15 protein-coding genes are annotated in these 18,744 nt (G+C 59.6%); 9 read left to right on the plus strand and 6 right to left on the minus strand.

Annotated features, from left to right (window positions below):
* The first annotated feature begins 15 nt into the window (after window positions 1–15).
* Window positions 16–987 (plus strand): NAD-dependent epimerase/dehydratase family protein, encoded by a 972-nt coding sequence (locus tag AC2FEB_RS18905; protein ID WP_496809227.1) that lies wholly within the window; start codon window positions 16–18, stop codon window positions 985–987.
* A gap of 34 nt (window positions 988–1,021) precedes the next feature.
* A complete protein-coding gene (locus AC2FEB_RS18910) occupies window positions 1,022–2,551 on the plus strand; it encodes a GMC oxidoreductase (protein ID WP_496884305.1) in 1,530 nt (509 codons plus the stop codon).
* Between the two features lie 15 nt (window positions 2,552–2,566).
* Here AC2FEB_RS18910 and AC2FEB_RS18915 read toward each other — a convergent pair whose 3' ends face one another.
* Window positions 2,567–3,622, minus strand: a complete 1,056-nt coding sequence (locus AC2FEB_RS18915; RefSeq protein WP_496884306.1) for a formylglycine-generating enzyme family protein — start codon at window positions 3,620–3,622, stop codon at window positions 2,567–2,569.
* Window positions 3,623–3,662: 40 nt separating this feature from the next.
* Window positions 3,663–4,985 (minus strand): glycosyltransferase family 4 protein, encoded by a 1,323-nt coding sequence (locus AC2FEB_RS18920; RefSeq protein WP_496884307.1) that lies wholly within the window; start codon window positions 4,983–4,985, stop codon window positions 3,663–3,665.
* 262 nt (window positions 4,986–5,247) lie between these two features.
* Here AC2FEB_RS18920 and AC2FEB_RS18925 point away from each other — a divergent pair, with 262 nt between their 5' ends.
* Window positions 5,248–6,351, plus strand: coding sequence for a glycosyltransferase family 4 protein (locus tag AC2FEB_RS18925; protein ID WP_496884308.1), 1,104 nt, complete (start codon window positions 5,248–5,250; stop codon window positions 6,349–6,351).
* Window positions 6,352–6,365: 14 nt separating this feature from the next.
* Here the strand turns inward: AC2FEB_RS18925 and AC2FEB_RS18930 are convergent, their stop codons facing one another.
* The 3 genes from AC2FEB_RS18930 to AC2FEB_RS18940 are packed head-to-tail and all read right to left on the minus strand — an operon-like array spanning window position 6,366 to window position 10,071.
* Window positions 6,366–7,997, minus strand: coding sequence for a GMC oxidoreductase (locus AC2FEB_RS18930; protein WP_496884309.1), 1,632 nt, complete (start codon window positions 7,995–7,997; stop codon window positions 6,366–6,368).
* Window positions 7,998–8,000: 3 nt separating this feature from the next.
* Window positions 8,001–8,993: a glycosyltransferase gene (locus AC2FEB_RS18935; protein ID WP_496884310.1), complete on the minus strand. Its 993-nt coding sequence runs from the start codon at window positions 8,991–8,993 to the stop codon at window positions 8,001–8,003.
* 25 nt (window positions 8,994–9,018) lie between these two features.
* On the minus strand, window positions 9,019–10,071 hold the full coding sequence (locus tag AC2FEB_RS18940) for a Gfo/Idh/MocA family protein (protein WP_496884311.1): 1,053 nt from the start codon (window positions 10,069–10,071) through the stop codon (window positions 9,019–9,021).
* Between the two features lie 155 nt (window positions 10,072–10,226).
* On the opposite strand from AC2FEB_RS18940, the gene AC2FEB_RS18945 reads away from it, so the two are divergent.
* From AC2FEB_RS18945 to AC2FEB_RS18960, 4 genes are all read left to right on the plus strand, one after another.
* Entirely contained in the window at window positions 10,227–11,315 is a 1,089-nt protein-coding gene (locus tag AC2FEB_RS18945; RefSeq protein ID WP_496884312.1) for an NAD-dependent epimerase/dehydratase family protein, read from the plus strand.
* A 66-nt stretch (window positions 11,316–11,381) separates the two neighbouring features.
* Complete coding sequence (locus tag AC2FEB_RS18950; protein ID WP_496884313.1) at window positions 11,382–12,557, plus strand: glycosyltransferase family 4 protein; 1,176 nt, start codon at window positions 11,382–11,384, stop codon at window positions 12,555–12,557.
* A gap of 220 nt (window positions 12,558–12,777) precedes the next feature.
* On the plus strand, window positions 12,778–14,148 hold the full coding sequence (locus AC2FEB_RS18955) for a nucleotide sugar dehydrogenase (RefSeq protein WP_496884314.1): 1,371 nt from the start codon (window positions 12,778–12,780) through the stop codon (window positions 14,146–14,148).
* A 396-nt stretch (window positions 14,149–14,544) separates the two neighbouring features.
* Window positions 14,545–14,748 (plus strand): hypothetical protein, encoded by a 204-nt coding sequence (locus AC2FEB_RS18960; protein ID WP_496884315.1) that lies wholly within the window; start codon window positions 14,545–14,547, stop codon window positions 14,746–14,748.
* Between the two features lie 58 nt (window positions 14,749–14,806).
* Here AC2FEB_RS18960 and AC2FEB_RS18965 read toward each other — a convergent pair whose 3' ends face one another.
* Window positions 14,807–15,814, minus strand: a complete 1,008-nt coding sequence (locus AC2FEB_RS18965; RefSeq protein ID WP_496884316.1) for a replication initiator protein A — start codon at window positions 15,812–15,814, stop codon at window positions 14,807–14,809.
* Window positions 15,815–16,200: 386 nt separating this feature from the next.
* On the opposite strand from AC2FEB_RS18965, the gene AC2FEB_RS18970 reads away from it, so the two are divergent.
* Both AC2FEB_RS18970 and AC2FEB_RS18975 read left to right on the plus strand, forming a co-directional pair.
* Window positions 16,201–17,628, plus strand: a complete 1,428-nt coding sequence (locus AC2FEB_RS18970; protein ID WP_496884317.1) for an AAA family ATPase — start codon at window positions 16,201–16,203, stop codon at window positions 17,626–17,628.
* A gap of 77 nt (window positions 17,629–17,705) precedes the next feature.
* Window positions 17,706–18,722, plus strand: coding sequence for a ParB/RepB/Spo0J family partition protein (locus tag AC2FEB_RS18975; protein ID WP_496884318.1), 1,017 nt, complete (start codon window positions 17,706–17,708; stop codon window positions 18,720–18,722).
* The last annotated feature ends 22 nt before the right edge of the window (window positions 18,723–18,744 follow it).

An 18,744-nucleotide genomic window follows, 5' to 3' on the forward strand; every position in this document is an offset into this window, starting at 1 on the left:
GACTGGTACAAACAAATGCATATTCTGATTACCGGCGGCGCCGGGTTTATAGGCTCCCATTTAACGGAACGGCTGATCGGTGAAGGGCATCGGGTCACGATCCTTGACGATCTGTCGACCGGGCTGATGTCCAATCTGGCTTCTGTCGCGGACCACCCGGACTTCACTTTTGTCAAAGGCAGTATTCTTGACCGGGGGCTGGTCGCCGAACTGGTCGATCCGGCGGATGTGGTGTTCCACCTGGCGGCGGCCGTCGGGGTCAAGCTGATCATGGACGAACCCAGCCGGTCGATCCTGACCAATGTGGCGGGGACAGAGAACGTGCTGGATGCCGCGCTGGTGAACAAGACGCATACGTTCATCGCCTCCAGTTCCGAGGTTTATGGCAAAAGCACCAATTTCCCCTTTCAGGAAGAAGGCGACCTGACCATCGGCGCCACCCGCAATCTGCGCTGGTCCTATGCCTGTGCCAAGACGCTGGACGAGTTTCTGGCGCTGGCCCACGCGCGTGAATCCGACCTGCCGGTCACGGTGCTGCGGTTCTTCAACACCACCGGTCCGCGCCAGACCGGACGCTATGGGATGGTGCTACCGAATTTCGTCAAGTCAGCACTGGAAGGCGCGCCACTGATGGTCCACGGCACTGGTGAACAATCACGCTGTTTCGGCCATGTCGCCGATGTGGTCGAGGCCATGTGCCGTCTGATGACCCTTCCGGATGCGCGCGGCGACGTGTTCAATGTCGGCACCGATCAGGAGGTCACGATCCGCGAACTGGCCGAACAGGTCATCCGAACGACCGGCTCTGCCTCGGAAATTCAATGTGTTCCTTACGACACGGTCTATCCCGAAGGATTCGAAGATATGCAGCGCCGCCTGCCCGATGTCTCGAAACTGCAGCGTGTCACCGGGTTCCGTCCAATGCGAACGCTGCAGCAGATCATCGATGACATTGTAGCCGAGATGAAGCGCCCGGTTCCCGCATGAGGCCGCATGCCCCGGCACAGACGGGCCCAACCTCGTGACCGATCTGGTCATCGGATCGGGGCCATCGGGGGTGTCCGTAGCCAAGGCCCTATTGGCGCGGGGGCGACAGGTTTTGATGCTGGATGGAGGGCGCAGACTGGAAGGCTCGGCGCAGTCCATCCGTGACCGGCTGGCCGCGGCCGGTCCCGAAAGCTGGTCCGCCGATGATGTAAAAACCTGGCAAGCTCTTCAGTTCGACACGCCACCCGGACAGGTGCGCCGGTTCGGATCGGATTTTGCCATGGTACCGGGGGCGGAAACGCTGGTATCGCCCGACCGGATCGGATTGCGCGCCTCACACGCCATAGGTGGGCTGTCCAATCTCTGGGGCTCGGCCGTTTTGCCCAACCGCGCCGAAGATATCGCCGACTGGCCGATCGAAATTGACGATCTGTCACCGCATTACCGCGCGGTTGCGGAATTCCTTCCCATCAGCGGTCGGGTGGACGCATTACAGACTCTGTTCCCCACCCTTTCCATGCAGGATCGCGCACCTCTGACCCCATCGCCGCAAGCCGAACAGATGCTGACGCATCTGGATCGCCAAGCAGCGAGGCTTGCGAAACTGGGGGCCCATGCCGGGGCTGCACGGCTGGCCGTTGAACCCGGTTGCCAATATTGTGGCCAGTGTCTGCATGGCTGTCCCTGGGGTCTAATTTATGCGTCCGGGCAAACGCTTGACGTCCTGCGTCACAATCCGGATTTCCACTATCGCACCGGTCTTGTTCGCCAGTTCGATGAGCGCCCAGGCCATGTCACGGTAACGCTGGAGAGTGGCGAAACCCTGCAAGCCGACCGCATCTTTGTTGCCGCCGGGGTTCTGGAAACCGCGCGGCTGATGCTGGCGTCATCTCCGGACTCCGCAGCCCGCTTGCAACTACAGGACAGTCAGCATTTCTTTCTGCCTAGCCTGCACCGCTGGCGCGCGCCGCGTCGCCCGGACCGAAGACCCTATCACACCCTGCCGCAGATCTTCATTGAACTGGATGACCCCGAGGTCTCATCGCATCTGGTCCACGCGCAGATCTATACCTGGAACGAGTTCTATGCCCATGATCTGATCAATACTTATGGCTCGAAACTGCCCGGATCGGCCCCGTTATGGAGGCTGCTGGCGCAACGACTGGTCGTGGCGCAGGCGTTTTTACATTCTGCCCATTCCGCCCGGATCGATCTGACGATGGCCGCAGACGGGCGGCTGACCCCGACCGTGCAAGGTAATGACGAAACCGAACAGGTCATGGCGCGCGCCACGGCACGCATGGGGCAGGTCCTGAAACTGGCAGGGCTTGTGCCGCTGAGTTTCGCCCGCCGCCCCGGTGATATGGGATCCAGCTTTCACGTGGGCGGCTCGGTTCCCATGGCTAAAACGCCTGGTGCGGGGCAGTCGGATATTCTGGGGCGCCCGAAAGGGCTGTCACGGGTACATCTGGTCGATGCCTCATGCCTGCCCAGCATCCCGGCCACAACCATCACTTTCTCGGTCATGGCCAACGCCCACCGGATCGGAATACTGGCCCCCTGACACCATACCATTCGTCTAGTTCAACTCTCGAACAAGGCGAATGGCATGGCCATGACCACGATTGTAATAGTGTGGGCCAACCCGAAATCCAGACCGGTTCTGCCAGGCCGGTGACGACGGACCACCCCCTCGAACGGTTCGAAACTCACAAGCTTCCCGCACAAATGCAGAGCCATCGATCGTTACAGGATCATGATAGGCTTCATAACAATCCTCGACCCATTCAAAGCCGTTGCCATGCATGTCATAAAGACCGAAGTCGTTGGGTGGGTGCAAACCAACAGGCCCCGGCTTACGATCCGGCCAAAGAGACGAGCAGTTGATACAGTTAGCGTTGTTTTTTCCGATGTCGTTCCCCCATGGGAACCGCGTCACAGTTCCAGCCCGGGCTGCATATTCCCACTCCGCGTCTGTTGGCAGGCGGTAGGTTTGCCCGGTCTTGGCGCTCAGATAATCCGCATAGGCGTTCGCGTCGCTCCAATCGATCAGGGTCATGGGCTGGTCGTCGCGATAGCCTGCGTCCAAATCGGGCAAATACGGATCTTGCCCGGTTATCGCCGCCCATTCCGGATCTTCCTGCGCCTGGCGCCATTGCCCATACGTGATCTCGTAACGGGAAAATGCCAATGCGCGCGGAATGCGTACCAAACGCCGCGGACCTTCCCGATTTGCCAATTTCAGCTGTGCCCGAAGAGGTGTGTGACTAAACAGGTGCGCATATCTCCCCTCTTCGAAAATCGGAGAACCTAACAGGAAATACCCTTTGGGAACCTCAGCCATTTCCGGGCAGTCCACGCAATCCCGGAAAATCCGGCCAGGCGTGACCATCTGAAATCCCGGTTGATGCAACGGAAGAAACTGCGCCGTTGCGAAAAGCGCCGCCTGTTGCAAGCCTGACAGATTGGGTTCAGGCAATTGCTCCTTTTCTGTGGTCGCCCGCATTGTGACCTCAAGATCTCGCAGCGCCGTGTTCGCAATCACAAGCAGCAGAAGAAAGCCAGCCAGCAGCGCGAAGATCACCAGCACACCGGACAGGATGGCCCAGAACAGTCGCAGCACCCATCGGAGCATTCCTCTCACAAATGAATCCCTCTCTGATCTGCCCGAAGTTCTACCGTACGCCATTTGAAAATCCCTCCTGCGTGCACGCAAGCCCGGTGGGCATTTGATTCATCGCTCCAAACTCAAACGCCCCGGCCTCCAACGCCGCGCCCAACGCGCGGTTGCCTTTGCCGTGTGCCGCGCGGGCCAATGCCGCTCCATACGCCTCAAGCACCCGGGTTTCGTGCCAGATATCCACAAACGCCTTGCGCGCAGCGGTCCCCTGCCCTGCGCGTCGGTCGGGTTGGTGTTGCAGATCGCGCATCGCTGCAATCAGATCATCCTCGGTCTCAAACAGCGACCCGCCCCCGGCCCGCTCGACGATCTCGGGAAACGGGCCCAGCCGCCGGGCAATCACCGGTGTACCCAGCCGGAAGCTTTCGATCAGGATGATGCCGAATGTCTCGTAACAGACCGACGGCACGATCAGCCCCAGCGCGCCGCGGTAATAGGCGTTCAACTCGTCAGGCGCCTTGCGTCCCAGAAACCTGATCCGGTCATTGCCTGCGGCTTGTGCCGTCAGCTCATCCGCGTAATCGCCATCGCCGAGGATCAGCAGATCGGCATCCGGGTAACGATCAAAGGCCGGGAACACATCCTGCAACCCTTTGATCTTTTCCAGCCGCCCGACAAACAGGAAATAGGGGCGCTCATGCGCCGCCGGTTCCGGCAGGGCGCTCTGATCCAGATCGGGCAGGAAATAGGGCAGCACCTGCATCTCCTGCCGCAGGCCGAACTCGCGATGTTTGGCCCGACTGAATTCGCTTTTGGCGATGATCAGGTCCATGTGATCCAATGCCCGGTCCAGCGCACCGGTATAGCGCCACAGCTGCGGCGGGCGTTTGTAGTTCAGCACGCAGCGCAGGCACTGGCGGTCATCGCACAGCTCGCGCCCGTGCCGCCACAACACATGCGTGGGACAGACCAGCCAGTGCTCATGCGCCTCATAGATCTTCAGCCCTTCGCCCATCGGCAACAGGCCGGGCCCGCCGATCAGCGAAGTATTGTTGTGCCAGATGATGTCCGGTTTCCGCTCGGCTAGTATCTCGCGGATGCGGGCAGTGTGGACAACCGGGCGGCCAAGCTGCTGGGTCAGCAGGTTCGACATCATGCCATTGCGACTGCGCAACCCGATCCGCCGGACCCCGTCTGGGTCGCCCTCGGGCTGTGGCTTGCCTCCAAGGACCAGATAGCTGTCCTCGTCATGCACCACCGTCACGTCATGCCCCCGTGCCACAAGCGCCCGGGCCATGCGCTGAATACCTACGGCATCGCCGCCGAAGGAGTATGGCGGGTAAAACGTGCTGAACATCAGAATGCGTAACGACTGCATGCGAATTGTACCAGATTACCAATAACTTTCCGGTATCAAACACGATCCTCGTCACAATCGAAAGACACAAGCCACGCTGTTACCCGGTTCGCGCCCGGTGTTGCGGGCTTGCTTCAGATGATTGCAAGCTGCCGTGATCCGCCTTCATGACATGGGCAAATACCATGCGCGTGTTATGATTGCCCGATTGTTGAAAAATTTGGCTCAGACCTACACAAAAATGCAGACCGCCCCTTCTTCAAATCCCCTCCATGTTGTCGAAATGGGTTCCCAGTTTGGCATGGGCGGCATTACCCGGCATATTCTTGGGCTAAGCGACTGGCTGGAGGCAAGGAACCATCGCATCACGCTGGCGGGCACCGCCGATATCTGGGCGGGTCCGGATCGGGGCGCCGGATTTCTGGACCTGCCCATCCGCTATGTCGCGGGCGAAGGCGGCAGCATCGTCAACCGGCTCCGTCATACAGCAGTCGCGGCCTGGCGGTTGCGGCGCTGGCTGGCGGACAATCCGGTCGATCTGATCCACTGCCATGAATCCGCGCCGGCACTGGTTGCCAGCCTGGCCCGCACCGGGCGACGCATTCCGGTTGCCATCACCTATCACGGATCGGAACCTAATCGAATTGCCGCCTTTGGCCAGATCGCCGCTAAATGCGATCTGGTAATCACGCCCAGTCATCGCTCGGCCGACGATCTGGCGACCATCGGCAACGTGCCAAAGGAAAAGTTAAAGGTGATCGGCTTGGGCGTCTCGCCTCCGCCCGAGGACAGCGCCGAGGATATCGCCGAATTGCGAGCCAAGCTGCTTGGGGATGGCGAGCGGGTGATCCTAACGCTGGCCCGTCTGCAACCGCAGAAGGGGATTGATATTCTGATCGATTGTGTCGCCCGGATGAAACAGACCCACCCCGGCTATCGCTTTGTCGTCGCCGGCGACGGGCCGGATGAGGTAAAACTGCATGCTCTGGCGCAGGAAAAAGATGTTGGCAAGCACCTACAATTCATCGGCCGAACAGACAAACCGATCCGTCATCTCCGGGCGGCTGATCTATTCCTGCTGACCTCTCGGTGGGAGGCGTTGCCTTTCACCATCGCCGAGGCGTTTCAGGCCGGAACACCCGCCGTGGCCACCGCCTGTTCCGGCGTGGTCGAACTGATCGACAATAGCGTCGGTGCAGTGGTGCCTATCGGTGATGTCGCTGCGATCTGCACGGCTGTTGCAGATGTCCTGTCAGACGAAGGGCACCGGAAAACCCTTGCGAAAAACGCCCTGAAACGCAGCAGGGAAGATCGGTTCGACCCGGATTGGGTGCATCATCAGTTTGAAAAAACCTATTACGATCTGGTGGGACGGTTATGCGGCTGACGCCTGTTCCTCCGTCAAATACCGCGCGCGCGTTCTGCTGCTATTTTCTCGGCGATCCGAGCGCCCGCACGGGCGGACAAGGCCATGATGGTCAGGCCCGGATTCTGGAAAGGATTGGTCGGAAACGACGCCGAATCCGTGACATGGACGTTGGGGCAGTCATAGACTTCGAGATCTTTGTTCAGCACATGTCGAGCTGGGTCATCACCCATACATGCCCCTCCGGTTTCGTGGATCGACGACCCCGGCTGCAAGGCCCCGTCGGGGGTATAGACCAGCGGCCCGGCCATTTTATAGGCCAGTTTCGATATCAGACTTTCACGCCCCAGCAGGTCATCGGGCAGACCAAAGGTCTGTGACACGTCCTTCAGCGTGTCTTTCATGTCCTGCACCATTGCACGTTCATTATCGGAATGGCGCAGCGTGACCTTTGGCGCGGGAATGCCCCAGGTATCGCGTTTGGTTGGGTCAAGCTCCACCCGGTTCTCAGCACGTGGCAGAACTTCTCCGATTGCCATGAAAAACCAGCCGGGCTCGATCCGCCCAACGGACCCCAGCAAAGAATAGCTGCGCAGGAACCCACAATCCTCTTGGCCCCCACGGTTACGGAAACCGGGTATATAAATGCCGGACTGGGCGCCGAAATCATAAGGATCATGATCCGGCTCCAGACCTTCGATTTCAGGCAGGGTGCCCGCTCGGAAAACCATCAGATGATCCGACAGGTAGCGACCCAGATTGCCCGATGAATTACCCAGCCCCCGCTCATGTCGTGGCCCGTGAGAATTCAGTAGAAGCCGCACGGATTCAATGGTCGAGGCGCAAACCACTATCACCCGCGCCGTCACGGTGTGTTCCTGACCACTGACCGCGTCCATGTACCGGATGCCAGTTGCCAGGCCCGTCCGTGCATCGGTTTCTATCTTTGAAACCACCGCCCCGCTGCGCAGTTCGAAGTTCCCGGTTGCCTGCGCCGCGCTCAGCGGCAAAGGTGTCCGTGAGGGCACATGTCGGATGATCCGGCAAGTGGTGGCTGGCCGATCCGGCCATTTCTGCGCAAGATCGACCATGATCCGGCGTTCCGCTTTGGTCAGCGGGTGAGGGGCGTCGTAGATACCGTCGGGCAGATTTTCAATCTGCGCCGCCTCCCCCGCAACACCCAGAAACTGCTCAACCCGATCGTACCAGGGATCGAGATCGGCATAGGAAATTGGCCAGCTGTCGCCAAAACCATCCTGCTCGGCCGCCTTGAATTCCTGATCCGAAAGGCGCAGCGCGTTACGCCCCCAAAGATGCAGCCGCCCACCCACCTGACGGGAGCGGAACCAGTTGAATTGGGCCCCGGACGGTGTGGTGTAGGGGTTCTGCCGATCATTGACGAACAGATGTTCGGTCAGAGGTGTGAAGGACATGCAGCGCGCCTGCACATGCTGCCCCCGCAGGATTGCCATGACACGGCTGAGGATGCTGACACGGGACCCGCCCGTGCGGTCGCTGTCGGGAAAATCACCCTGAGGATCCAGCGCGCGCCCGGCCTCCAGCATCAATGTCCGGCAGCCACGCTCGCTTGTTTCCTTCGCAACCCATCCACCGGCTGCGCCGGAGCCAATGACGATGACATCGTATTCTGGTCCGGGTGCCTGCATCGTTCAGGGCCTACGCGTGATGTAGCCCCAGACCTCGCCACAAGTCCAGGCGATGGTCAGGATGATGATATAGGGCAGCGCCGCTAGGTATCGCAAAAGCCGCCCCTTACCCGCCTGTGTCAGACCGTGGCGCACCCATAGCACCGGTGGGATCAGCGGGCTGGACAGGATATAGACTAGCCGTTTCGGACCACTCATATGCATCGCCCGGATATGGCCAAACAGACGCCCCCAGTGAAAGCGCTCGGGCAACAACTGGCCCAGCCGGGTTGGAGGACGGACATGGTCGACAACCAGCTCATTGGACAGCAACAACTCTTCGCCCTGTTCGATCAGGAACCAATGAACGACCGGTTCGCGAAAGCGTTCTTTCCACAGATGGCGGGTCGCCTCGAGCGCTTTCCGGCTGTAGGTCACGTTCACGTCTGAAACCCATTCCGCCGGGCCACTGTCGAACGGCAGGCCGTAGCGGCCAAAGTCGGTTACATAAAACGCCCAGTTCAGCAGCGAGACCGGCTCCTTGCAGTTGATGGCGCCGCCAATGACATTCTTTCCGGTTTCCGCATGCAGTCGCATGACGGTGCGGGCCCAGTCCGGGTGTGGATGACCACGATCTTCGAGGATCGCGATCACGTCACCAGTGGCGGCCGCCAGCCCGGCTGCGCGCCTGCGATCAAACAGCTCATGCTGACCTGCCTCAGAGGTAATCGGGCGGGCGGGCGTGATGACCCCGAGGTCCAGAAAATTCACATCCGGGAACTCCGCCGCGTAATCAGCGGCGTCTGAGACGCTCGCATCATATGGCACAATGATGTCCAGCGGCGGCGGGTCTTCGAATGCGGCAACCGACAGCAGGAAGTCACGCAGGTAAGAGCCGCCATCGACAATCGTCACGACAATGGAAAGCGTTGGATGAACTGTCACCGCAAGCTCCTGCAACTGGAAGAACCCTGCCTCTTCACGGCAGATACTGACAATGCCCGGTCGGGATGCCAAGCGTCGTCTGGAAACCGGTCAGTGGTCATGCGGCCATGTCCCCCAGCGCCTTGAGCGTCACAGGCTGGCCGGTTACACTGCTTTCGCGCACCGCATCGGCAACCTCGATCGCCCGCAGGGCGGCGTGACCATCGGAAATGCGCAAACCTGTCCGACCCGCACAAAGGCCAACGAACTCCTGCAGCTCATCTGCAAAAGACAGCAACGCCGTAGTTTTCCAGGATTTCAGTTTTTCCCGCAGCATGATCCCGGGGTAGCGGCGATGCTGACGAATGGGCCTGCCGCCCGGGCGATCCATGGTGATCAGCAGCGTTTCCATCGGCGCGTAGGCACCGCGCACCATGCCTTTGCTGCCGTAGATCTCGATCTGGCTTTTGTAACCTTTCCAGTCTGTCCAGGTCGCCTGATAGATCGCCGGAATGCCCTCGGGGTTTTTGAAGATCGCCATCGCGTTGTCCTCAGAGCCGGGCTCGTTCCAGACCTTTTCGGTGGCGACACCATAAACGCTGGTGATTTCACCCAGCATATGGCGGGCCATGTCGGTCATGTGAATCCCCACATCCCACAGCGCACCACCCCCGGATATCTCGGATTTGTATTCCCAGTCATGCACGAATTTCGTCAGACCCTCATGGCCACCATAGATGCGCATATGATCGACCTCTCCGATCTCGCCCGATCCGATGATATCCTTCACGTAAGAGAAGGCTGGGTAATAGCGCATGTTGAATCCGCCCCCCAGAGCCCTGCCCGCCGCCCGGGCCGCCGCGACGACCCTGCGGCTGGCCTCGGCCGTGGTGGCCAGTGGCTTTTCCGCCAGCACGTGCAACCCCCGCTCAAACGCGGTCAGGCACAAAGGTTCGCGCACATGTGCCGGGGTCGAAATAATGACCGCGTTCATGTCGGCATCAAAAAACCTGTCTGCATCGGTAAAGGCTGGCGCACCACTGGCCACGGCTTCGGCGCGGTTCATGTCCATATCCATAACGGCGGCAAGCGTGGTGTCAGGGTTGTCGATAATGGTCTGTACGCGCATCTGCCCGATCTTGCCGGCTGCACCGATCACACCAATCCTCATAAAGTTCCTCACTCAAAACCTTGGGGTGTTACACCCCGGACATCTATAACAGCAGATCATCTGTTAGCGGAGTAGCATGCGCAACCACCCTGCGCTAGGCTTCTGAGGCGCAACGATTTCATACCTAGATTTGAATTGAAGAAGGATTGGCAACAGTGAACTTCACCGGATCAGAAAAACTGCAGGGGCAGGCAGTCTTTGTCACCGGCGCGACAGGGTTTCTCGGGGGGCGCCTGATTTCGGCCCTTCTGGAAAGCGGGGCGCGGGTTACAGCCCTGTTGCGCAGCCGCCATGGCGCGAAAGGCCTAGAGGCAAAGGGCGCCACTGTCGTCACCGCAGCACTTGGTGATCGGGAGGCGATTGCAGACGCCCTGCGCGGCCACGACATACTGATGCATCTGGCCTATGACGTGCGGGCCACTTCCGAGAAGAACCTGTCAGATTTTACCGCACTGTTCAGCGCGGCACAGGATGCTGGCATCGGCAGGATCGTCCATACCAGCTCCATCGTGGTTTATGATGTCTGGCCCAACGCGGATCTGGATGAAACCAGTCCGGTGCAACGCTCCGGTGGCAGCCCGTACCGCCAGGCCAAGATCGAGATGGAGAAACAGCTGATGGCTGGCCCCATCCCGGCCGCCATCCTTCAACCCACCTTGATTTATGGGCCCGGCAGCGCCTTGTGGACGGATCAGTTGACGGAAAATCTGGCCACAGGAACACAAGTCCTGCCACAGCCCCTGGGCCTGTGTAACGGTGTGTTCGTCGACGATGTGGTACAGGCCATTCTCAGGGCGGCAGTTCTGGAGGATCTGGGACAGGAACGCTTCATCATCTCCGGGCCTGAACCGGTGGCTTGGTTCGACCTTTTATCCGGCTATTCGCGGATCATCGGCAAAGGCGAGCTCCGCCTGGAACCGTATCAAACCCTCTCGGACCGATTGGGCCCCGAACCCGATCATGATGCGGGTCCCGAGACCCTCTCGGTTGCGGCCCGGATCGGAGCGCTTGGCCGTACGCTGCTGGGGCGGGAACGGTTCGAAGCGCTGGTGCGTGCCATCAAAAGACGCGTGTCCTCCAGCGATGGTGCCGCCTATCCCGACCGGCATCTGCTGGAACTTTTTGCCGCCAAGGGCAGGTGCAGCATCGCACATGCACAGGAGCGATTGGGTTATCAGCCCGACTACTCGCTTGAAAAAGGTCTGGCGGCGACAGCAGACTATTTGCGGGGCCAGTTTGGCTAACGCCATGCCATTATTTGAAACGTAACCGAATGGCCCGGATTTCGGGGCCGCTATCAAGGCAAAAACATGCTGCATATTGGTGTAGACGCCAGTTCCTGGGAAAATGAACGTGGCTTTGGACGTTTCACCCGCAATCTGATCCCTGCCCTAGCGGCCCGGCAATCGGGCTTTCGCTATACGTTGCTGTTCGATCAGGAACCGACGCGGCCTGTACCCGAAGGTGTCGATATCTGGATTGCCGGGTCGGACAAGTCGATGTCAGAGGCGTCTTCCGGGGCCTCGGCGCGCGGCGGGGCCGATCTGATCACCATGGCCCGATCCGCACAGCGGATGGAATGCGATCTGTTCTTCTATCCGGCGGTCTATTCCTATTTTCCGCAACTGATCCGACGGCCCTCGGTCGTGTGTTTTCATGACACCATTCCTGAACGGTTTCCCGATCTCATCTTCCCCAAGAAACTGAACTTCCGCCTGTGGCAGGCGAAATGCTGGCTAGCCAAGAAACAGGCAACGCGGATCATGACAATCTCGCAGGCGTCCGCCAATGATCTGGAATGTATCCTGCGCATCCCCGCAGATCGCACCGACATTATCACTGAAGGGGCTGAGCCGGTCTTTCGGCAAATCCACGACGCACAGCTTCTGGCACAGTCGCGTCAGACATATGATATTCCGCCCGACGCGCCCTTACTGGTCTATGTGGGCGGCTTCAACCGGCACAAGAATGTGTTGCGGCTAATCGAGGCGATGCCTGAAATCCTGGCGCGTGTGCCAAATGCACGTCTGGCCATTGTCGGGCGCACCACCGGCGCGCGGTTCTGGGACAATGTGGAAGACCTCAAGGCCAGCGCTGCCGCCGATGCGGCGCGGTCCGAGAGCATCATCTTCACCGGTGAAATCGACGACGAGCAGCTTGCATTGCTTCTCAACACAGCCGATGCGTTGGTCTTCCCCTCGCTTTGGGAGGGGTTCGGTCTGCCGGCGCTTGAAGCGATGTCCTGCGGTACCCCCGTTTTATCCTCGGATTGCGGCAGCCTGCCCGAGGTGGTGGGCGATGGCGGGCTGTATTTCGCCCCCCTGTCCAGCCAGGCACTGGCAAATCAGGCCACCCGTTTACTGACCGAACCGGGCCTGCGGACCGATCTTTCGCAAAAGGCGCTGGCGCAGGCTTCCCGGTTCAGTTGGGACAAGGGCGCGGAGCTGGCCGAGGCGTCGTTTCGGCAAGCATTACGCCCGAAATGACAAAAATTATCCTGACTTGGATATATCAAAAATACTCTTAACAATACCGCCTATAACCAAAGATTGAGGCGTATCGGGAAACACGGTACTGCAGTCTCGGACCGGGCTGACAAATATGTTGGATTCGCCTCCGTTCCGCCCTATCCGTGGAGGAGCCTGGGTTTCCGGCAGTTGCACCGCGAATTGATTTCAGTCTGACTTTGTACGATCAGGATAGATTATGAACTACGAAACCTCGCACCATCAGTCCCTCAAGCAGCTTATCGCGGCGCGCGATGCGCGGGTTGCCGTGGTTGGGCTGGGCTATGTCGGGCTGCCGCTGGCGCTGACAGCCTATGATGAAGGGTTTGATACCACCGGCGTTGATCTCAACCCGGACCGGGTGGCGCGGATCAATCAGGGCGATCAGGTCATATCTTATCTGGCATCCGACCGGATCGCACAGGCGGTGGATAGTGGGCGCTTCCGCGCAACGCAGGACGCAGCAGCACTGGCCGAGGCCGATATCATCCTGATCTGTGTGCCCACCCCGCTGACCGACGCACAAGATCCGGACATGCGCTTTGTCGCTGCCGCCGCGCAGACCATCGCGCAGCATCTGCGCCCCGGTCAGATGGTGGTGCTGGAAAGCAGCGTCTGGCCCGGAGCCACGACCACGCTGGTTCAGCCGATCCTCGAAGCGGGCGGTCTGCGGGCAGGTTCCGATTTCTTCCTGGCCTTCTCGCCCGAGCGCGAAGACCCCGGCAATGACAAATTCGACACGCACAGCATTCCCAAAGTGGTTGGCGCCGATGATCCGCTGTCGCGGCAACTGGTCGAGGATTTCTACCGCGCCATCGTCACCAGCGCCGTACCGGTCAGCTCGGCCGCCACGGCCGAAGCCGTGAAACTGGTCGAAAACAGCTTTCGTACCGTCAATATCGCGCTGGTCAACGAGTTGAAGACCGCGCTTGAAGCAATGGACGTGGATGTCTGGGAAGTGATCGAGGCGGCCGCGACCAAGCCGTTTGGCTTCATGCCCTTCTATCCCGGTCCTGGAATTGGTGGGGCCTGCATCCCGGTGTCTCCGGCCTATCTGGCCTGGCGCGCCGCGGATGCAGGATCTGATACGCCGCTGATCAATCTGGCCCGCTCCAGCAATGACGCGGTCCCTTCGATGCTAGCGGCACGGATGGCAGCGGAACTGGCCGCGCGCAACGGGTCTGCGCTGGCGGAAACCGGACAGCCCCTGACCGGGCAGTGCATCCTGCTGATGGGTATCGCCTATAAGCGCGATGTCGAGGACACCCGCCGCAGCCCGGCGTTGGTGTTGTTGGACGAGCTGGAAAAGCTGGGGGCCGAGGTCGAGTATCACGACCCGTACTTTCCCCGCCTGCCCGAAGGTGGCGAATACCCGCAGCTTGCAGGCCGGACATCCCAGCCGCTGACGGCGGACAAACTGAAACGCTATGCGGCGGTGGCCGTAATCACCGATCACAGCGCCCCGGATTACGATCTGGTTGCGCGCGAGGCCACACTGATCTTCGACACGCGCAACGTCTTTGAAAAGCAGGGAATCAGGGTGGCAGACGGACGACTGGTCAAGATGTGAGCAACCCACCCGATCGCCGAAAGGCGGGTCGGCAGGCAGATGGTTTTCGACGCTATTTCTATCTGAACCCCCCGTTTAGGTGTCTTAGGCCCCCACGGAACTGCGCCAATCGGCGGAGCTTTGCATGTTTTGAGGGTTTGCGCGGGCAGAGATTGCAGTCATAAAAATTTTGCGAAATAGTACACTGAACATTCCAATGCCTGAAAACAGGCAGTGTCGAACGAGTAGTGGGGCAAAGCCCCGTCAGGTAAAAATAACCAAATTTTAACCCAAGGTGGTTCACAGTTTTGCCATGATTCCAGCGCGGAATCATACCGAGGCGCTCACCCCGGTGGCATAACCACAGCCACTTTGGAAACTGACGCGGCCAAGACCAATGCCGGAGGACCGGATAACATGATGGGAATTCTCGGAATAGCTGTCCTTGTTGGCTTGGGAGCCAGTGGATTTGCTTTGTACTCCGGCATGTCCATCCTGATGGTCATAGGTGTCTACATGCTGGCGGGTTGGGCATTCATCATTGCCGCCGTCATCGTGATCTTCGCCATCCGGTCGTTCAAACCACAGGCACAGAAACAGGATCACGCCTATTCGGGCTGATCCTTTACAATGTACCGGAACATCTTCCATCAAATCAGCAAATGCGCAGCAGGATGCCCTAGTCCCGTCCGGCGACCCTCTTGGCCACATAACCCAGAAACGCCCGCTGCGGGTTTCTGATCTGTGGGCGGCCTGACGCGGCCCAATAAGCCAGCCAATCCGCTTCCAGCGCATAGACATCGTGGCCCGGCGCCATCGCCCTGGCCTCCTCCAGCGCCTGCGGCGGCAGGATCGGCTTGTCCGATCCCTCGATCACCTGCCCCCGGCGCGAGAACCGGATCAGGTCGCCCGGCTCTTCGCTCATCTCATAGTCGGGCAGGTGATCAGCTGCGATCATGTCACGGATCATCTTGCGGAACACCCGCCGGGGTGAGGCCGAGCCCGACTTCTTCAACAGCACCTCGACCGAGATCCGCCACTCGGGCTGACGCCCGCAATGTTTGCGCGCCAACTCATAGATGCGCCGTTCCAGCGGTTTGCGCAGGCGGAAGTAATCGCGGCTGAGGGTCAGGACCGATTTTGCCAGCACCGCGCGAAACAGCCAGTCCGACAGTTTCACACTGACGCTGACCATCCGGCCCGCCCGGGTGTGCCGCACGATTTCCCAGCTTTCGATCAGGCCAAACCCGGTGGTGGTTTCCTTCTCACCCGTGACAATGTTGGTGGTTATCCTTGTGCCGGCCAGCCGCTCGAACGCTTCGCGCAGACGCTTGTAGCCATCACCGCTGGTTTCACGGTTGGTGGCCACCATCAGATCATGCGCTGTCAGGTGCAGCACCCGGCTGACCGTCCGGCCCGCATTGATCGCCGCCATCAGCTGGCTGATGCAAAAGATCAGGATGTCCTTGTCATGGATCGTCGCCAGCCCCCGCACCGAAGGCGTCACCGTGATCTCGACCCCGTTATGTTCGTAATTGAGGATCCGACGATCCGGCCGGGTCGAGAGCGAAAACATCGGATGCTCCATCGAGCCCATATCTGTCTTGGGCAGCGCATCGAAGATATCGCATACAAAAAAATCGCCCGTTGGGTGCCGGTCAGGCAACAACGCCCCCGACCCGCTCATACTGCCCTGCCCATATGTCCTGCCCGAATCTTTGTTCGTGGTTTTATTGACGCTCACCGTAGAGTTATCCACAGGAGGCGTAAAGCCGCCGGAACGTGGGATCAGAGTCACTACAACGTGGGATCAGAGTCACCCTATCGTGGGATCAGATTCAGCATGATCTGCAACAAATACAAAAACCTCTTTTTTTTCTTATACTTAAGAGAGTTCGAATTCAGCCGTAACTAATAAGATAACAGGATTCTAACTGAACATTTTTTTGCCATACCCTCAAAAGCAGCATCTCGAAGGCTTTCTACCCCTTAATTTTGCTTAGAAAATCCGGTTTTATGCCCATAATGCTTTCACATGCTTCCTTTTGTGGTATATTAGCGAAAACATAGCACATGGACAGTATTTCAATGCGAGCAGCAACGTCCGAGGGGCTTCCCCCGTATTTCAATATCGATCCGGATCTGGCCCATGCTGAACTGGGCGATCCAACCGGAACACATGAATTCTCACAGATCGCGGATGCCTGTGCACGGGGTCGTAGCGACCTGGCGAACCGGGGGCTGGAAGAAAACGGTCAGAAAAAGCTGCGCCTGTTTTCAACCTGGGAAATCACCAAGTATCTGATCCCTATCGCGCCTGCCCATTTTCGCCGGGTCCTGAAAAGTAATCCGGATTTGCCCCAAGGGCAGTCCGAAACCGAGGGCGGCGCCAAGTGGTTCACGCTGGATGAGGTTCTGCGGCTGCGGGCGCATTTCGCCTCGGAAGGATCCAAGGCAAAAGAATACCGTCCCTACCGACCCGAGGGTCTGCCCGCCAAGATCGTGTCCGTGGCCAATTTCAAGGGCGGTGTTGGCAAAACCTCGACTTGCGCGCATCTGGCCATGTCAGCGGCTCTGGACGGTTACAAGGTGCTGGTCATCGATCTGGACAGCCAGGGCTCGATGACATCGATCTTCGGCGGCAAGGTGAGCGATGAATGGCAGACGGTGTTCCCGCTGCTCGCCCGTCATTACGCCACCCATCTGCGCCGCGACAATCAGGGGCGTCTTGACCGGGGTGAGGCCCCACATCCGATCGACGACACCCTATCCGAGGCGCTGAAGACCCGCAGCAGCGATCTGATCCAAACCACCCATTGGCCGAATATCGATCTGATCGGCGCTCAGCTGAACCTCTACTGGGCGGAATTCCAGATTCCCGTCTGGCGGATGCAGGGCCGCAGCTGGAAGCTGTGGGATGCACTGACCGATACGCTGGATGAGGACGGGGTGCTGGACGATTACGATATCATTTTCATCGATACCCCCCCTGCCCTTGGCTATCTGACGATCAATGGGCTGGCCGCCTCGGATATCCTTCTGGTGCCCATGGGTGCGTCGTTCCTGGAATTTGACTCCACGGGGCGCTTCTTTGACATGTTGCATTCCACCTTCCAATCCATCGAGGATGGCGAGAACATGGCTGCCCGTGCCCTGGGACGGCCCGAGATGGCGTTTCAGTGGGATGCGGTGCGTACGATCATCACCCGTTATGACAGCAGCCAGCAGGCGGAACTGGCCGGGCTGATGCAGGCCTATCTGGGCCGGACCCTGTCGCCGCACTGGCAGGGCTACACGGCGCTGATCGGTCAGGCCGGGGAACAGGTCAACGGCATCTACGAGGCGGATTACCGCGATTTCAACCGCGAGACCTATGTGCGCGGGCGGGAAACCTTCGATGCCACTTATGCCTCGTTCAAGAAGCTGCTGATCGGCGTCTGGCGGGGCGAAGAACGGGCCCGGCAGGCCGAAGAGGCGGGAACACCGGAATTGTCGCTCTGAGCGCGATGTTTCGCGCGCGAAAAACGTCTGCAGTGCCCCGAAACAGAGTCTGATCCGCGCAGGAAAAGGAGAAACCAATGGCAAAACGCAAACGATTGACCCCTGCCCGGACGGATTATCTGGAAGACGGTCGCCCTGCCCCTGGGCTGAACCCCATGTTTCCCGCAGATACACCCCGCGCCGCGCCGCCGGTTGCGCAGGTGGCCGGGGCGACTGCGGCTCAGGCTGCGCTTGAAGAACTGTCCGGAGAACTGCGTGCTGCCCGGGCCGAAGGGCGTCTGGTGCAGGATCTGCCGTTGGACGTCATCGAAGAAACTTACCTGGTGCGCGACCGCATGGCGGCAGATGACGCGGACATGGAGGCGCTTAAGGAAAGCCTGAAGGCACGTGGGCAGCAAACCCCAATCGAGGTCGTGGAGCTGGACGGCGGGCGGTACGGGTTGATCTCGGGCTGGCGACGCATGACCGTGCTGCGGGCGCTGGCGCAGGAGACGGGTGAGGCCCGCTTTGAAACCGTACACGCGTTCCTCAGGCAGCCGCAGAGCGCCTCGGACGCTTATGTGGCTATGGTAGAGGAAAATGAAATCCGCGTCGGGCTGAGCTATTATGAGCGTGCCCGGATCGTGGCACGCGCGGCAGAGCAGGGGGTTTACCCGGATGAGACCGCCGCCCTGCGTGGGCTTTTCGCGTCGGCCAGCCGGGCCAAGAGATCCAAGATTGGCTCGTTCATCGCGATCTATCATGCCTTGGATGATCATCTGCGGTTCCCTTCGGCCATCCCCGAGCGGTTGGGGCTGTCAATTGCGAAGCTTGTGAAAGAGGAGGCAAAAGCCGCTTCTTTAATCACCACAGCTCTGCGGAAGGCCGCGCCTCAAAGCGGAGAAGCCGAGATTTCAGCTCTGACCCGTGCATTGAACGGCCTGGGGTCGAATGGGGGAAACCCACCTGCTGTTAAGACACCCCTGAAAGAGACATTCGGCAGCATTCAGTTGAAACAGAGTCGAAACGGTGCACAGGTCACCCTGTCCGGCCAGGGAATGTCCGAGATATTTCTTGCGGAGCTGAAGGCCTGGCTGCACGCGCGCGGCACATGATGTTTCGCGCGCGAAACAGATT

Source organism: Ruegeria sp. YTSC106 (assembly GCF_059609765.1).

Bases quoted from the DNA above. Each gene is read 5' to 3' on its own strand.
- AC2FEB_RS18930 (WP_496884309.1), bottom strand. From the start codon at position 7,997: ATGCAGGCACCCGGACCAGAATACGATGTCATCGTCATTGGCTCCGGC.
- AC2FEB_RS18970 (WP_496884317.1), top strand. From the start codon at position 16,201: ATGGACAGTATTTCAATGCGAGCAGCAACGTCCGAGGGGCTTCCCCCG.
- AC2FEB_RS18905 (WP_496809227.1), top strand. From the start codon at position 16: ATGCATATTCTGATTACCGGCGGCGCCGGGTTTATAGGCTCCCATTTA.
- AC2FEB_RS18955 (WP_496884314.1), top strand. From the start codon at position 12,778: ATGAACTACGAAACCTCGCACCATCAGTCCCTCAAGCAGCTTATCGCG.
- AC2FEB_RS18960 (WP_496884315.1), top strand. From the start codon at position 14,545: ATGATGGGAATTCTCGGAATAGCTGTCCTTGTTGGCTTGGGAGCCAGT.
- AC2FEB_RS18975 (WP_496884318.1), top strand. From the start codon at position 17,706: ATGGCAAAACGCAAACGATTGACCCCTGCCCGGACGGATTATCTGGAA.
- AC2FEB_RS18920 (WP_496884307.1), bottom strand. From the start codon at position 4,985: ATGCAGTCGTTACGCATTCTGATGTTCAGCACGTTTTACCCGCCATAC.
- AC2FEB_RS18965 (WP_496884316.1), bottom strand. From the start codon at position 15,814: ATGAGCGGGTCGGGGGCGTTGTTGCCTGACCGGCACCCAACGGGCGAT.
- AC2FEB_RS18940 (WP_496884311.1), bottom strand. From the start codon at position 10,071: ATGAGGATTGGTGTGATCGGTGCAGCCGGCAAGATCGGGCAGATGCGC.
- AC2FEB_RS18950 (WP_496884313.1), top strand. From the start codon at position 11,382: ATGCTGCATATTGGTGTAGACGCCAGTTCCTGGGAAAATGAACGTGGC.
- AC2FEB_RS18925 (WP_496884308.1), top strand. From the start codon at position 5,248: ATGGGTTCCCAGTTTGGCATGGGCGGCATTACCCGGCATATTCTTGGG.
- AC2FEB_RS18915 (WP_496884306.1), bottom strand. From the start codon at position 3,622: ATGCTCCGATGGGTGCTGCGACTGTTCTGGGCCATCCTGTCCGGTGTG.